Consider the following 14,786-nt stretch of genomic DNA (forward strand, 5'->3'; position numbering starts at 1 on the left):
GAGAGACACAATTTTCAGCCTGTACCGGATAAAAATTAGCGGAAACGAAAGATTTTGCGGCGTGACAAGGCGCAGAGCGAGGACGTCAGCGGGAGCATACTGAAGTATGTGACCGGTGCGGCTGAGCGATGGCAACGCGGTCATGGCGTAAAAGATTCGTTTCGTGCACCAAGATTTGCCTGGCGGCTTTAGCGCGGTGGTCCCACCTGACCCCATGCCGAACTCAGAAGTGAAACGCCGTAGCGCCGATGGTAGTGTGGGGTCTCCCCATGCGAGAGTAGGGAACTGCCAGGCATTAAACAAGTGAAGAAGCCCCGCACGGAAGTGCGGGGCTTTTTTACGTCTGCAGATCGTGAAAAACTGCATCACAACATCCATTTCAGCGTTTCTCAAGCCAGTCGGCAATGAAGTCTGCAACGCTGTCCGGACGATTTATATCCAGAACTGGCACGTTCAGCGTTAATTTCTGGTCGCTGGCGACAGCGATTACCTGCTCATCAAGCAGTTCCTCGATCCCACCCTTGATCCCGGCCCGCCATAAAACAATTTTAGGTACGGGTTCATCTTTGAAGCCTTCGACCAGCACGACCTCTAGCGTAGCGTGATCCATGCGGCTGAGCAGATAAGGCAGATTAATCGACTGCTTTTCCGGCGTCTCACACATCAATGCCCATCGCTCTGAACTGGCCAATATTACCTGACTGGCACCCGCTTTTCTGAGCAGATAGCTATCTTTGCCTGGCGTATCCACATCCATCTGATGATGGGTATGTTTAATCAATCCTGCGCGGATACCTTTATCGCCGAGAATCGGTATCACCTGCTGCAATAGCGTCGTTTTCCCGGTTCCACTCCAGCCCACAATGGCAAGTATAGGTAATGACATGTCAGCCTCTGTTGTTCAGGTCATCAGGCGTATTGATATTGCGGAAGGCAGCCTCATCCTCATCCATCCGGACAGCATGGCCACCGTGGTCGCGCAGAAAATGCATAAGACGTCGTTCTCCAGCCTGAAGATAGTCATAAAGAGGTGCAGCCATTTCCCGATGAATCAGCGCCAGCGTAGGATGATCGCGCGACTGTGAACGTACCCAGACTGCCGGCGCCTCACCGCGTTGATCGACCAGTTTTTCGACGAAGTAGAGAGGTATTGCAGGCGTATCGCAGGAGCAAAAAGCGGCCCATTCACCGTCGATGGCGAGCAACCCACTGTAGATCCCGGCCAGCGGACCGGGATAATCATCAAAAACATCCTGAATAACCCGACATCCGCTTAACTGATAGCGATCAATATTACGATTCGCATTAATCATGACAATGTCGACTTGTGGCCTGAGCCGTTCAAGGACATGCTGATAAAGCGGCCTGCCATCCAGCTGTACTAGCCCTTTGTCCTGACCACCCATACGGCGGCCCTGACCACCGGCCAGAATGATACCGGTTAATATTGTCATGACTGTGCCCTCGCTGATGACGCACTGTGAAAGGAGAAATCTGAATGAAATGCCATCGTTTAAACGAGTTAATCGAGTTGCTGCAACCCGCCTGGCAAAAAGAGCCTGATCTTAATCTGGTCACATTTTTGCAGAAACTGGCTCAGGAATCTGGTTTCCGTGGCCCGTTAAGTGAATTAACCGATGATGTATTAATTTACCATCTCAAGATGCGTGACTCAGCCAGCGATGATGAGATCCCAGGCCTGAAAAAAGATTATGAAGTTGATTTCAAAACAGCACTGCTCCGTGCACGGGGTGTCATTAAACAGGACGAGTAGTGTTATCCTTGGCTGCTATTTGCAAGGGCAACTACAGGTAACATGATGAGCGACGCTGCTTTTAACTTCCAGACATTGAATCCCGACGTGTTGCTTGATGCGCTCTGGGAAACAGGAATTCGCGTCGAATCGGGTCTGACAGCCCTGAACAGCTACGAGAACAGGGTTTATCAATTCAGCGACGACGAAAAACGCCGCTATGTTGCGAAGTTTTATCGCCCACAGCGCTGGCGTGCCGAACAGATTGCTGAAGAACATCAGTACGCACTTGATCTGCTGGCTGACGAAGTGCCCATCGCGGCGCCACTGCGGTTAAAGGGTGAGACACTGCATAGTCACGCTGGCTTCTTCTTTGCCGTATTCCCCAGCCTGGGCGGACGGCAATATGAGACAGACAACGAAGATCAGATGGAGTGGGTAGGCCGCTTCCTGGGCCGCATTCATCAGACCGGGCGTAAAGCGCTGTTCAGGCATCGGCCTGCCATCGGTCTGGATGAATATCTGCATGAACCCCGGCAGGTGCTGGAGCACTCTCTGTTAGTGCCTGCATCGCTTAAAGTCGCACTGCTACAGGCTATCGATAAGCTGGGAAACACGCTGCAACAACAGTGGCACACCACGTGGCAGCCGCTACGATTACATGGCGACTGCCATCCGGGTAATATCCTGTGGCGTGACGGACCGCTGTTTGTCGATCTGGATGATGCCCGTAATGGCCCGGCCGTGCAGGATCTCTGGATGCTGATCAGCGGCGATCGTCAGGAACAGCGTATTCAATGGGATATACTGCTGGAGGCGTACAGTGAGTTCAGTGATTTTGATATTAATGAATTGTCACTGATTGAACCTTTACGCGCCATGCGCATGGTTTATTATCTGGCCTGGGTTGTCCGACGCTGGCAGGATCCCGCTTTTCCGCGCGCTTTCCCCTGGATGACAGATGAAGATTTCTGGCGCAGGCAAATTTCACTCTTTACCGAGCAGGAGAAGCTGTTGCAGGAACCTCCTCTGCAGCTGACACCGCAATATTAATGACGTAGTCAGGAGAATTTTTCACGATGAAAAAAATTTGGTTTGCACTGATGGGTTTAGTGCTGGCATTCAGCGCATCTGCTGCCCAGTTCACTGAAGGTAAACAATATGTGAGTCTGCCTAAACCTGTGGCCGGCGAACCTCAGGTGATGGAGTTCTTCTCCTTCTTCTGCCCGCACTGCTATCAGTTTGAACGTATTTATCACGTCAATGACGCGGTGAAAAAGAATCTGCCTGCTGACACTAAGATGGTGAAATACCACGTCGATTTTCTCGGTGGAGAGCTGGGGCCGGTCGTGACCCAGGCTTGGGCTGTCGCGATGGCGCTGGGCGTTGAAGATAAAGTGACAGCACCGATCTTCGATGGCATTCAGAAAACGCAGACCATCACCGATCCTGCCAGTCTGAAAGAGACCTTTGTCAAAGCGGCCGGTATCTCTGCGGCGGACTATGATGCAGCCTGGAACAGCTTCGCCGTAAAAGCGCTGGTTGCGCAGCAGCAAAAAGCCGCTGCTGATGTTGATCTGCGTGGTGTGCCTGCTATTTTCGTGAATGGCAAATACATGGTTAACAACGGCGGTCTTGATACCAGCTCTATGGATAATTTCGTCGCAGACTATGCGAACGTGGTTAAATTCCTGGTAAGCCAGAAGTAATCAGCCTCACACCCCCGTTAAACGCCAGCTCTGCTGGCGTTTTTTTTATGCCTTTGAACAACGGGCCAATTTTTGTCCATCTCCAGGGCATAAATTTAATATCCACACAAGGGATCGCGCTATTAAAAATAGCGATCGGGTCACGGAAATTAAATAAGCCAATGAAATTTATGGTTTTTATTCAAGTGTCGATTATTTATTTTCCTGAAAAAAAGCGCGTTATAATTTTTACGCACAAAGTTATCCACAGAACGATCGTTGCGATCCTGTCCCCAAAAGCGTGAAAAACTCCAGACGTGGCACGCCTTAGTTCACCATTTCTGCCTGGTTGTGGCATCCTTATAGCCCAACTCATAGCAACGAAGACTACACAGACTTATGGCGCAAATAGCAGAAAATCCCCTGATTCTGGTCGATGGCTCATCCTATCTTTATCGCGCGTATCACGCGTTTCCGCCGCTGACCAACAGTGCAGGTGAACCCACTGGCGCCATGTACGGCGTGCTCAACATGCTGAAAAGCCTGCTGGCGCAATACAATCCGAGTCACGTTGCTGTGGTGTTCGATGCCAAAGGCAAAACCTTCAGGGACGAGCTGTTTGAGCATTACAAATCTCACCGTCCCCCGATGCCTGACGAGCTCCGTGCACAAATTGAGCCGCTGCATGAGATGGTGCGGGCGATGGGGCTGCCGTTGCTGGCTGTGAGCGGCGTCGAGGCTGATGATGTCATCGGTACGCTGGCGCTGGAAGCGGAGAAAAAGGGTCTCTCAGTACTGATCAGCACCGGCGACAAAGATATGGCGCAGCTGGTCACGCCCGCCATCACGCTGATTAACACTATGAGCAACACCATTCTGGGACCAGAAGAGGTTGAGCAGAAATATGGTGTTCCACCCGCATTGATCATCGATTTCCTTGCCATGATGGGTGATAGCTCCGATAACATTCCTGGCGTGCCAGGCGTCGGTGAGAAAACGGCACAGGCGTTGCTGCAGGGGCTGGGCAGCATGCAGACGATCTATGACAATCTGGACAAAGTGGCCGATCTCGGCTTTCGTGGTGCCAAAACCATGGCGACCAAACTTGAGCAGAATCGTGATGTGGCGTTTCTCTCTTATCAGCTGGCGACCATTAAGACAGACGTTGAGCTGGCGCTGCCCTGTGAAGAGCTCACAGTCACTGAACCCGATACAGAGGCATTGCAGGCCCTGTTCAGTCGTTACGAGTTCAAACGCTGGCTGAGTGACCTGCAGGACGGTAAATGGCTGCAGGGTAAAAAGAGCACTACGCAGGCGCAAAAAGCGCAGGCCGATGAACCGGCCCTGGTGGTTGAAACCAGCAGCGTGTTACCGACCGAGGGTTATGTCACCATTCTGGATCAGGATCTCTTTGATAGCTGGCTGGAGAAGCTGAAAAACAGCGAAGTCTTTGCGTTTGATCTGGAGACCGACGCGCTGGATACCCTGAGCGCTAACATCGTCGGCATCAGCTTCGCGGTGGCACCCGGTGAAGCCGCCTATCTGCCGGTTGCCCATGACTATCTTGATGCGCCTGATCAACTGGATCGCGCTACCGTTCTGGCACAGCTCAAGCCCTTGCTGGAAGATGAGAGCGCATGGAAAGTTGGCCAGAACCTGAAATACGATCGCGGCGTGCTGAAAAACTACGACATTGAACTGGCCGGTATCAAATTCGACACCATGCTTGAGTCCTATATCCTCAACAGCGTGGTGGGCAAACATGACATGGATAGCCTGGCCGCTCGCTGGCTTAACCATAAAACCGTGACCTTCCAGGAGATCGCCGGTAAAGGCAAAAATCAGCTGACGTTCAATCAAATCGCGTTAGAGCAGGCATCCCATTACGCTGCAGAAGATGCAGATGTGACCCTGCAGCTGCATCTGAAGATGTGGCCAGAGCTGGAGAAAGAAGCGGGTCCGAAAAAAGTCTTCGAACAGATTGAGATGCCGTTACTGACGGTGATTTCGCGCATAGAGCGCAACGGTGTGCTGATCGATCAGTCTATTCTGGCGCAGCATTCGAAAGAGCTGACGGCCCGACTGGCTGAGCTTGAGTTGAAAGCGCATGAGCTGGCGGGGGAACCCTTCAACCTCTCATCCACCAAGCAGCTTCAGGTGATCCTGTTTGAAAAACAGGGCATCAAGCCCACAAAGAAAACACCAGGCGGCGCGCCGTCAACCAGCGAAGAGGTGTTAGCCGAGCTGGCACTTGATTATCCGTTACCCAAAGTGATTCTGGAGCATCGCGGCTTATCCAAACTTAAGTCTACCTATACGGATAAATTACCGCTGATGATCAATCCGATCAGTGGCAGGGTACATACCTCTTATCATCAGGCCGTCACCGCAACCGGACGCTTATCCTCTGCCGATCCGAATCTGCAAAACATTCCGGTGCGTAATGATGAAGGACGCCGAATCCGTCAGGCATTTGTTGCGGCCAAAGGCCATCGCATTGTGGCGGCAGACTATTCACAAATCGAACTGCGTATCATGGCGCATCTCTCTCAGGACAAAGGATTGCTGGACGCTTTTGCCCAGGGCGAAGATATCCACCGCGCGACGGCATCCGAAGTGTTTGGCGTGGCGCTGGATAAGGTCAGCGGCGAACAGCGTCGCAGCGCCAAAGCGATCAACTTTGGTCTGATTTATGGCATGAGCGCCTTTGGTCTGTCGCGTCAGCTGAATATCGGTGCGGGTGAAGCGAACAAGTATATGGATCTCTACTTTGAACGCTATCCGGGCGTCCTGCGCTATATGGAGAACACACGCCAGCTGGCGGCGAGTAAAGGCTATGTCGAAACGCTGGAAGGCCGTCGACTGTGGCTGCCCGATATTAAATCCGGTAATGCCATTCGCCGGAAAGCCGCAGAACGTGCCGCTATCAATGCGCCGATGCAGGGAACGGCAGCCGATATCATCAAGCGGGCAATGATTGCCGTGGATAACTGGCTGGAACAGCAAAACGACAATGCCGTCAGAATGATTATGCAGGTTCACGATGAACTGGTGTTCGAAGTTAAAGCCGAGGCGGTTGAAGAGGCGAGCCAGAAAATCCGTGCGCTGATGGAGGGTAGCGTACAGCTCGACGTACCTTTACTGGTTGAGGTCGGTGTGGGTGACAACTGGGATGAAGCCCACTGATTCGATGTATGTGGTCGGTTCTGAAGAACAGAATCGGCCCTGAATCAGGTATAAGAAAATCGTTTAGTTGACCGGTTTAGCGCGGTCAACGCTGGCACGGAGAGAAAGCGCTTTTCTAACTGCTTATCGCCTAAACACTTTTTTCGTCATTAAACTACATCACAACGCTATTTTTGTGACGTGCATGGTAAAAAAAGTCCTGTTTGATGTAAGTAAGCAACAAAAAAGCCTTTGTCACGCACAGAAAATCAGGTAAAGTTCGTCGCGTAGGGTACAGAGGTAAGATGTTCTATCTTTCAGACCTTTTACTTCACGTAATCGGATTTGGCTGAATTTAGCCGCCCCAGTCATTCTGTGACTGGGGCGTTTTTTATTGGGCTTTTTGTACCGTCAGCGTCACCGGCACAGGGTTTCCACTCACTCTTCCGCGTCCTGATCTTCAACCGCCGGTTCAAGCGTATTAAACCAGCTGTCCAGCTTCTGACGAACCTTATCCACGCCGATTTTCTTCAGCGATGAGAAGAGTTCTACCTGCACATCACCAACAAATTCGAGTGCGGCTTCACGCACGACATTGAGCTGCGCTTTACGGGCACCTGAGGCCAGTTTGTCTGCTTTAGTGAGAAGCAACAGCACCGGAATGCCACTTTCCACTGACCACTGAATCATCTGCCGGTCGAGATCTTTCAGCGGATGACGGATATCCATCAGGATAACCAGTCCTTTCAGCGCCTGACGTTTTTGCAGGTATTCACCTAACGCGCGCTGCCACTTCAGCTTCATCTCTTCCGGGACTTCGGCATAACCGTAACCGGGCAGGTCGACCAGACGCTTACCTTCTTTCACTTCAAACAGGTTAATCAGCTGCGTACGTCCCGGCGTTTTACTGGTACGCGCCAGACCCTTCTGATTGGTTAACGTATTCAGCGCACTCGATTTTCCCGCGTTCGAGCGGCCAGCGAAAGCCACCTCAATTCCGGTATCGGCAGGCAGATGGCGGATATCCGGCGCGCTCATGACAAAGTGGGTAACGTGGTAATTCAATTCAGACAAGGTGACACTCCAGAAAACGCATTAAGGCAATGCGGGCGATTATACGCGTTATGACGCGAAAGTGCTCAATCGCATCTCGGTAACAAACTTTGTAAGAGATTTGCCATTCACGGTGCGGGTTATTTCGCTTTTTACTTTAATTACTAAAAATAAAAAAATATGTAATTCAATCCCTTATCTTAAAACGTTCTTTTTTTGAACTAACTATTTTTGACACTGACTTGAGGCTTTTACCAGTTGGTCTACATTAGTGTGCAGTGCACGGCAGCACACATCAGGATGATGCGCTCAGGGATACCAGGAGGGTTATGAGCGATGGAATGGAACAGGGTCAGGGATGCGGCCAGACAGGGATAAGGAATAGCTCAGGAGTTGAGCAGGCGCGGGATTAACCGGGATGTTACGAGCCGAAAAGGATTTAAAACATGATTCCTTCTCATGAAGGTATGAAATAAGGCGACAGCTTGAGCTGTCGCCTTTTTTCTTTGTCTACTTTCTGCTAGATTTCGCCGCAATTCTATACTGAATAAAAAAAGCCGGGACCGAATACTATGAAGCAACCTGCACGAGCTGCTAACGGCAAACCTGCCGTCAAAGCCAAACGCAAATCGCGTGACGATATCAACCATGAAGCACGCGATCGCAAACGTGATAAAAAGCATCGCGGACATGCATCTGGCAGCCGTGCTAATCCGGCTGCGTCCGAAAACAATGGCGGACGTCAGGCGGACAGCGTCAAAGATCCGCGCATCGGGAGTAAAAAACCGGTGGCCCTGATCGCTGAAGGAAAAACCGCCGCCGTTAAACCAAAGAAAAGCGCAGAAAAACCGGCAGCAGAGAAGAAAGTGCGTCTGACACCAGAAGAAGAGCTGGCGAAGCTGGAAAATGACGAACGTCTGGATGCGCTGCTGGATCGGCTGGAAAATGGCGAAACACTGTCAGCTGAAGATCAGGGCTGGCTGGATGCCTCGCTGGATCGTATCGACGAACTGATGGAGCAGTTAGGCATTGTGATGGATGATGCCGAAGATGAGCAGGCTGAAGAAGATATGTACCGTCTGCTGAAAGGCAACTAAGCAAATTTGATCGGCATGCGTTACCCGCATGCCGCGCTTAACAGGTAAACGACAATGTTTTGGCCTGGATCAATTTTCGCGCTGCTGGCGACATGTTATCTGCTGTGGTTATTGTTTAAACTACGACGCCTGTCGCGTCTGAAGCAACGTTTACGTCGGGTCTCATCCCGCTCACCTTTTATCTCCTCTTCTTCGCGACCTTCTCTCAGACGACGTCACCGGAAGGAGTGAGCATGCCATCGCAGCAGATTGAGTGGGATCAGGCGTTAATTGAAAAGTACAATTATGCCGGCCCGCGTTACACCTCCTATCCTACTGCGCTGGAGTTCAGCGAGCAGTACGCGGAAAACGACTTCCAGCGTGCCGTGGCGCGTTACCCCGATCGTCCGTTGTCGCTCTATGTCCATATTCCCTTCTGCCATCGTCTCTGCTACTTCTGCGGCTGCAATAAGATAGTGACGCGTCAGCGCCACAAAGCGGACCGCTATCTGGATGTGCTTGAGCAGGAGATTATTCAGCGTGCGCCGCTGTTTCGTCAGCGTCAGGTCACGCAGCTTCACTGGGGCGGCGGCACGCCAACCTTCCTCGACAATGCGCAGATTTCCCGGCTGGTGGGTTTACTGAAGCAGTATTTCAGCGTGGCCGATGATGCCGAAATGTCGATCGAAGTGGATCCCCGGGAAATTGCGCTGGATGTGATTGATCACCTGCGATCGCTGGGATTTAATCGTCTGAGCATGGGGGTGCAGGACTTCAACAAATCGGTGCAGGAGCGGGTTAACCGGGTACAGGATGAAGAGGTGATTTTCGGGCTGATGGCGCGTGCCCGTGAACAGGGGTTCAGCTCGACCAGCATTGACCTGATCTATGGTTTACCCCTGCAGACGCCCGCCAGCTTCGCCTGGACGCTGGAGCGGGTACTGGCACTGAGCCCGGATCGTCTTAGCGTCTTTAACTATGCGCATCTGCCGGCGATGTTCGCGGCACAGCGTAAAATCAAAGAGGGTGAACTGCCATCGGCTCAGCAAAAGCTGGATATTTTACAGCAGACCATCGCAACCCTGACTCAGCAGGGCTACCAGTTCATTGGAATGGATCACTTTGCGAAGCCGCAGGATGAACTGGCTATCGCGCAGCGCAAAGGGCAGTTGCATCGCAATTTCCAGGGATATACGACGCAGGGCGACAGCGATTTGCTGGGGCTTGGCGTCTCTGCCATCAGCATGATTGGCGACAGTTATGCGCAGAACCAGAAAGACCTTAATACCTGGTACAATTGTGTGGAACAGCAGGGAAATGGCCTGTGGCGTGGCATCGCCTTAACCGACGATGATTGCCTGCGTCGTGACGTGATAAAAACGCTGATTTGTAACTTCTCGCTGAATTTTGCCGCGACAGAAGCACAGTGGGGCATTCGCTTTGGCGACTATTTTGCTGAGGATCTGGCGCTGCTGAAACCGTTGATAGCTGATGGGCTGGTGGAACAAACCGCTACGGGGCTGGAGGTGACGGGGATTGGCCGGTTACTGATCCGCAATATCTGCATGTGCTTTGATCGCTATCTGCGTCAGAAAGCGCGTCAGCAGCAGTTCTCCCGCGTTATCTGAAGAAACGGGCTGGCAGACTGCACCAGCCCGTACTGAACCGCTTATTCCATGCCCAGCTCTTTGAGCTTGCGCGTCAGCGTGTTTCGTCCCCAGCCCAGCAAACGTGCCGCTTCCTGTTTGTGGCCCTGCGTATGACGCAGCGCAGTGGTGAGCAGCGTTCGCTCCATCTCCGGCTGTGCTTCTGACAGCAGATTCTGATGACCGGAACGCAGAGCGCGATCGGCCCACTGTGCCAGCAGCGTTGCCCAGCTGTCAGGCAGCGACTGCACCGGATTCTCCGGCGTACTGGATTCAAACAGTTCTCCGGGCAGGTCCTGAATCAGGACTTCCTGACCCGCAGCCATCACGGTCAGCCAGCGACAGGTGTTCTCCAGCTGACGCACGTTTCCTGACCAGTGCAGTCGGGTTAACGCTGTCTCGGTTTCCGGATGCAGAATCTTCGCTTCCACACCCAGCTCACGCGCCGCCACCTGCAGGAAATAACGCGCCAGACGCGGGATATCCTCACGACGCTCACGCAGCGGCGGCAGATGCACACGAATCACATTCAGGCGGTGAAACAGATCCTCACGGAACTTGCCTTCCTGTACACGTAATTCCAGATTCTGGTGGGTCGCCGCGATAATACGCACATCCACTTTGACCGGCGCATAGCCACCAACGCGATAGAACTGGCCATCGGCCAGCACGCGCAGCAGACGGGTCTGCACATCCAGCGGCATATCACCGATCTCATCCAGAAACAGCGTGCCGCCATCCGCCTGCTCAAAACGGCCCTGACGGATCTGGTTCGCCCCGGTAAAGGCGCCTTTTTCGTGACCAAACAGTTCTGATTCAATCAAATCTTTGGGGATCGCCGCCATGTTGAGCGCGATAAAGGGCGCTTTGGTGCGTGGGCTGTGGCGATGCAGCGCATGGGCCACCAGCTCTTTACCGGTACCGGACTCGCCGTTGATCAGCACACTGATCGACGAGCGCGATAATCGCCCGATGATGCGGAACACATCCTGCATCGCGGGCGCTTCACCGATGATATCGGTGGTGGGTCCGCTGACCGGCTGATTACGCGGCTGCTGCTGCTCCTGATAGTGGCTGATAGCACGCTCGACCAGCGCAACCGCTTCATCAATATCAAACGGCTTAGGCAGGTAATCAAAGGCACCCTGCTGATAGGCGCTGACGGCAGCGTCCAGATCTGAATGCGCCGTCATTATGATGACCGGAAGCATCGGATGACGCTGTTTAATCTGTTTCAGCAGCGCCAGGCCATCCATACCGGGCATGCGAATGTCTGACAGTAAAACGTCCGGGGTCTTGGTTGAGAGGGCATCCAGCACCTCGCTTGCGCTGTCAAAAGTCGCACAGCTCAAACCGGCTCCAGTGAGCGCGCGTTCAAGCACCCAGCGGATGGAGCTATCGTCATCGACGATCCAGACTATCCCTCGTTGCATAGAAACCTCACTGGCGAATAGGCAGGTAAACCGAGAATTCGGTGTGTCCCGGCCAACTGTTAAATTCTATTTTTCCTGAATGTTGATCAATCAGGCTACGGGCGATGGAGAGGCCTAAACCGGTACCGCCTTCGCGTCCGCTGACCATCGGATAAAACAGCGTATCCTGCAGCTGGGCCGGAATGCCGGGGCCATCATCTTCAATATCAATACGTGCCACCAGGCGATAACGCGTGCCGTGCAGCGTCAGCTGGAAAGCCGTGCGGGTGCGGATAATAATGGTGCCACCATCGCCGCCCAGCGCCTGAAGCGCATTGCGCACCACGTTAAGCAGCACCTGTTCAATCTGATCGGGATCGTGCGGCAGTTCCGGCAGGCTGGGATCATAATCCCGTACCAGCGAGACATTCTCCGGCAGCTCCATCGACACCAGATTGACCACCCGTTCGGCCACCTGATGAATGCTCTGCGTGATGTGCATGCCCGGCTGCTGCGGCCCCAGCAGACGATCAACCAGATTCCGCAACCGGTCGGCCTGTTCAATAATCACTTTGGTATATTCATTCAGCGAGGGATCGGGCAGGGCGCGGGATAAAAGCTGTGCCGCGCCGCGCAATCCTCCCAGCGGATTTTTAATCTCATGGGCCAGGCCGCGAACCAGATCGCGAGCGGCCACCTGCTGGGCGTGCTGTAACTGCTCCTGACTGAGACGACGCTGATTATCCATCGGCGCCATTTCCATCAGGATTAAGCCATCGGGTAACCGCTGGGCGGTCAGCGACATAATGTGCGCGCGACCATCTACCACCAGCGTGACCTCACTGTCAGTAAATCCCTGGCCAGCCTCAAGACTCTCGCGCATCACCTCGATATTCAGCGAAAAGTAGCCGGTTAATTCCGGTAACGGCGTGCCGAACAATTTGCGTGAGCTTTGCGCCAGTAATTGCTGCGCCGCCGGGTTGGCGTAATGAATAACCAGATCGTTATCCACCAACAAAATACTGTTGATTAACGCGTTGAGAATCTGCCCTGCATCGGGCAGAGAGCCAGTTGCCATACAACGTTCCTCTGCACTAAAGAGGTGCATTTTAGTCTTTAAGCCGAAAAGAGGGCGAATGAACGGTGAATTCGCGGAGAAAAAAGCCCATCCGAAGATGGGCTAAAAGTTTCCACGGCAACAAAAAACGTCTGACCAGTTAAACGCTGTAGTAGAGCTCGAACTCAACCGGGTGTGGCGTCATGCGAACGCGATCCATCTCTGCTTTACGCAGTTCGATGTAAGCATCGATCGATTCGTCAGTGAATACTCCGCCGCGGGTCAGGAACTCGCGATCTTCGTTCAGTGCATTCAGCGCTTCTTCCAGAGAGCCTGCAACTTTTGGAATCTCAGCTTCTTCTTCCGGTGGCAGGTCATACAGGTTTTTGTCCATCGCATCGCCAGGATGGATTTTGTTGATGATGCCATCCAGGCCAGCCATCAGCAGTGCGGTGAACGCCAGGTATGGGTTAGCCGCTGGATCCGGGAAGCGCGCTTCGATACGACGCGCTTTCGGGCTGGCAACAACCGGGATACGGATTGAGGCTGAACGGTTACGGGCAGAGTAAGCCAGCATAACCGGTGCTTCGTAACCCGGGACCAGGCGCTTGTAAGAGTTGGTGGTCGGGTTCGCCAGGGCGTTGATCGCTTTAGCGTGCTTGATGATACCGCCGATGTAGAACAGCGCCATTTCAGACAGGCCGCCGTACTTATCGCCGGCAAACAGGTTCTGACCACCTTTGGAGAGTGACATATGGCAGTGCATGCCTGAACCGTTGTCGCCAAACATAGGCTTCGGCATAAAGGTCGCGGTTTTGCCGTAAGCGTGCGCAACGTTATGAACCACATATTTGTAGATCTGAATTTCGTCCGCTTTTTTGGTCATGGTATTGAAGCGGGTTGCCACTTCGTTCTGACCCGCGGTCGCCACTTCGTGGTGATGCGCTTCAACAACCAGGCCCATCTGCTCCATGGTCAGACACATGGCAGAACGAATGTCCTGTGATGAGTCAACCGGTGGAACCGGGAAGTAGCCGCCTTTCAGACCTGGACGGTGACCTTTGTTACCGCCTTCGTACTCTTTACCGGTGTTCCATGCCGCTTCGATATCGTCGATAGCAACGTGTGAACCGGACGTCGATGAGCCGAAACGGATGTCATCGAACAGGAAGAATTCTGGTTCTGGTCCAAACAGTACGGTATCAGCGATGCCGGAAGAGCGCAGGAAATCTTCAGCGCGCTTAGCGATAGAGCGTGGATCGCGGTCGTAGCCCTGCATGGTGCCTGGCTCGAGGATGTCACAACGGATGATCAGCGTAGAATCTTCGAAGAAAGGATCCATGACCGCCGTGGTGGCGTCAGGCATCAGCACCATGTCTGATTCGTTAATGCCTTTCCAGCCGCCGATAGACGAACCATCGAACATTTTGCCTTCTTCGAAGAAGTCAGCGTTAACCTGGTGAGCAGGGATCGTAACGTGCTGTTCTTTACCTTTGGTATCGGTAAAACGCAGGTCAACAAACTTAACTTCATGCTCGTTCATCATCGAGAGAACGTGTTCAGCGGACATACTCAACTCTCCTGGAAATGGTCTTTCATTATCTACATGGCGAGGAAACGTCGTTTCCGGAATACGTTGCGGGAAAACAACTCCCTGACCAACCTCTTCCGGCACGCTCTTCAACCGACATCTGTCTGGCGTTTACGCTTGATTTAGATAAAGCGAATTCTGTGCCAACTTTTTTGATGATGCTTAAATCGCCTTGTGGTGCACCTTTTTGTCATAAAGCGGCTGCACCACGATCGTTTTATTGCACCACTGTGGTGCTTAACGGTCATCTGGTGGCACTATTTTGGTGCATAAGACCAACTTAGTGCATTTTCTGCACCGGTAACAGGGCAAATTGGCCTCCATGCAATAAACTTTCAGTGAAAA

The 14,786-nt window shown here is 52.8% G+C and carries 13 protein-coding genes and 1 rRNA gene; 8 read left to right on the forward strand and 6 right to left on the reverse strand.

Going from position 1 to position 14,786, the window contains the following annotated elements:
• Positions 1-178 precede the first annotated feature (178 nt).
• A 5S ribosomal RNA gene (gene rrf / locus PAG01S_RS19880) occupies positions 179-294 on the forward strand.
• Between the two features lie 85 nt (positions 295-379).
• Here the strand turns inward: rrf and mobB are convergent.
• Positions 380-886, reverse strand: coding sequence for a molybdopterin-guanine dinucleotide biosynthesis protein MobB (mobB, locus tag PAG01S_RS19885; protein WP_033759293.1), 507 nt, complete (start codon positions 884-886; stop codon positions 380-382).
• A 1-nt stretch (position 887) separates the two neighbouring features.
• Entirely contained in the window at positions 888-1,454 is a 567-nt protein-coding gene (gene mobA / locus PAG01S_RS19890) for a molybdenum cofactor guanylyltransferase MobA (RefSeq protein WP_033781132.1), read from the reverse strand.
• Between the two features lie 44 nt (positions 1,455-1,498).
• Here mobA and PAG01S_RS19895 point away from each other — a divergent pair, with 44 nt between their 5' ends.
• The 5 genes from PAG01S_RS19895 (at position 1,499) to spfP (ending at position 6,959) form a co-directional block, all read left to right on the forward strand.
• Positions 1,499-1,774, forward strand: a complete 276-nt coding sequence (locus tag PAG01S_RS19895; RefSeq protein WP_033759287.1) for a YihD family protein — start codon at positions 1,499-1,501, stop codon at positions 1,772-1,774.
• A gap of 45 nt (positions 1,775-1,819) precedes the next feature.
• The gene (locus tag PAG01S_RS19900; RefSeq protein ID WP_010258460.1) at positions 1,820-2,806 is read left to right on the forward strand and encodes a serine/threonine protein kinase; all 987 of its coding nucleotides are present in this window, start codon (positions 1,820-1,822) and stop codon (positions 2,804-2,806) included.
• 26 nt (positions 2,807-2,832) lie between these two features.
• On the forward strand, positions 2,833-3,462 hold the full coding sequence (gene dsbA, locus PAG01S_RS19905; RefSeq protein ID WP_010672112.1) for a thiol:disulfide interchange protein DsbA: 630 nt from the start codon (positions 2,833-2,835) through the stop codon (positions 3,460-3,462).
• Positions 3,463-3,840: 378 nt separating this feature from the next.
• Positions 3,841-6,627, forward strand: a complete 2,787-nt coding sequence (polA, locus tag PAG01S_RS19915) for a DNA polymerase I (protein WP_062759619.1) — start codon at positions 3,841-3,843, stop codon at positions 6,625-6,627.
• Between the two features lie 284 nt (positions 6,628-6,911).
• Positions 6,912-6,959, forward strand: coding sequence for a small protein SpfP (gene spfP, locus PAG01S_RS22785; protein WP_071892919.1), 48 nt, complete (start codon positions 6,912-6,914; stop codon positions 6,957-6,959).
• A gap of 85 nt (positions 6,960-7,044) precedes the next feature.
• On the opposite strand, the gene yihA is transcribed toward spfP, so the two are convergent.
• Positions 7,045-7,680, reverse strand: coding sequence for a ribosome biogenesis GTP-binding protein YihA/YsxC (gene yihA / locus PAG01S_RS19920; RefSeq protein WP_010258448.1), 636 nt, complete (start codon positions 7,678-7,680; stop codon positions 7,045-7,047).
• A gap of 551 nt (positions 7,681-8,231) precedes the next feature.
• Here yihA and yihI point away from each other — a divergent pair.
• Both yihI and hemN read left to right on the forward strand, forming a co-directional pair.
• The gene (yihI, locus tag PAG01S_RS19925) at positions 8,232-8,756 is read left to right on the forward strand and encodes a Der GTPase-activating protein YihI (protein ID WP_010258445.1); all 525 of its coding nucleotides are present in this window, start codon (positions 8,232-8,234) and stop codon (positions 8,754-8,756) included.
• A 233-nt stretch (positions 8,757-8,989) separates the two neighbouring features.
• Complete coding sequence (gene hemN, locus PAG01S_RS19930; protein ID WP_062759620.1) at positions 8,990-10,363, forward strand: oxygen-independent coproporphyrinogen III oxidase; 1,374 nt, start codon at positions 8,990-8,992, stop codon at positions 10,361-10,363.
• Positions 10,364-10,404: 41 nt separating this feature from the next.
• On the opposite strand, the gene glnG is transcribed toward hemN, so the two are convergent.
• From glnG to glnA, 3 genes are all read right to left on the reverse strand, one after another.
• Positions 10,405-11,814 (reverse strand): nitrogen regulation protein NR(I), encoded by a 1,410-nt coding sequence (gene glnG / locus PAG01S_RS19935; protein ID WP_010258440.1) that lies wholly within the window; start codon positions 11,812-11,814, stop codon positions 10,405-10,407.
• Between the two features lie 7 nt (positions 11,815-11,821).
• A complete protein-coding gene (gene glnL, locus PAG01S_RS19940; RefSeq protein ID WP_062759621.1) occupies positions 11,822-12,871 on the reverse strand; it encodes a nitrogen regulation protein NR(II) in 1,050 nt (349 codons plus the stop codon).
• 139 nt (positions 12,872-13,010) lie between these two features.
• Positions 13,011-14,420 carry a glutamate--ammonia ligase gene (gene glnA, locus PAG01S_RS19945; RefSeq protein ID WP_010258434.1) on the reverse strand — a complete coding sequence of 470 codons (1,410 nt, stop codon included), beginning with the start codon at positions 14,418-14,420 and terminating at the stop codon, positions 13,011-13,013.
• Between the last annotated feature and the right edge of the window lie 366 nt (positions 14,421-14,786).

The organism is Pantoea agglomerans NBRC 102470, assembly GCF_001598475.1.
In the GTDB taxonomy this organism is placed as follows: Bacteria; Pseudomonadota; Gammaproteobacteria; order Enterobacterales; family Enterobacteriaceae; genus Pantoea; species Pantoea agglomerans.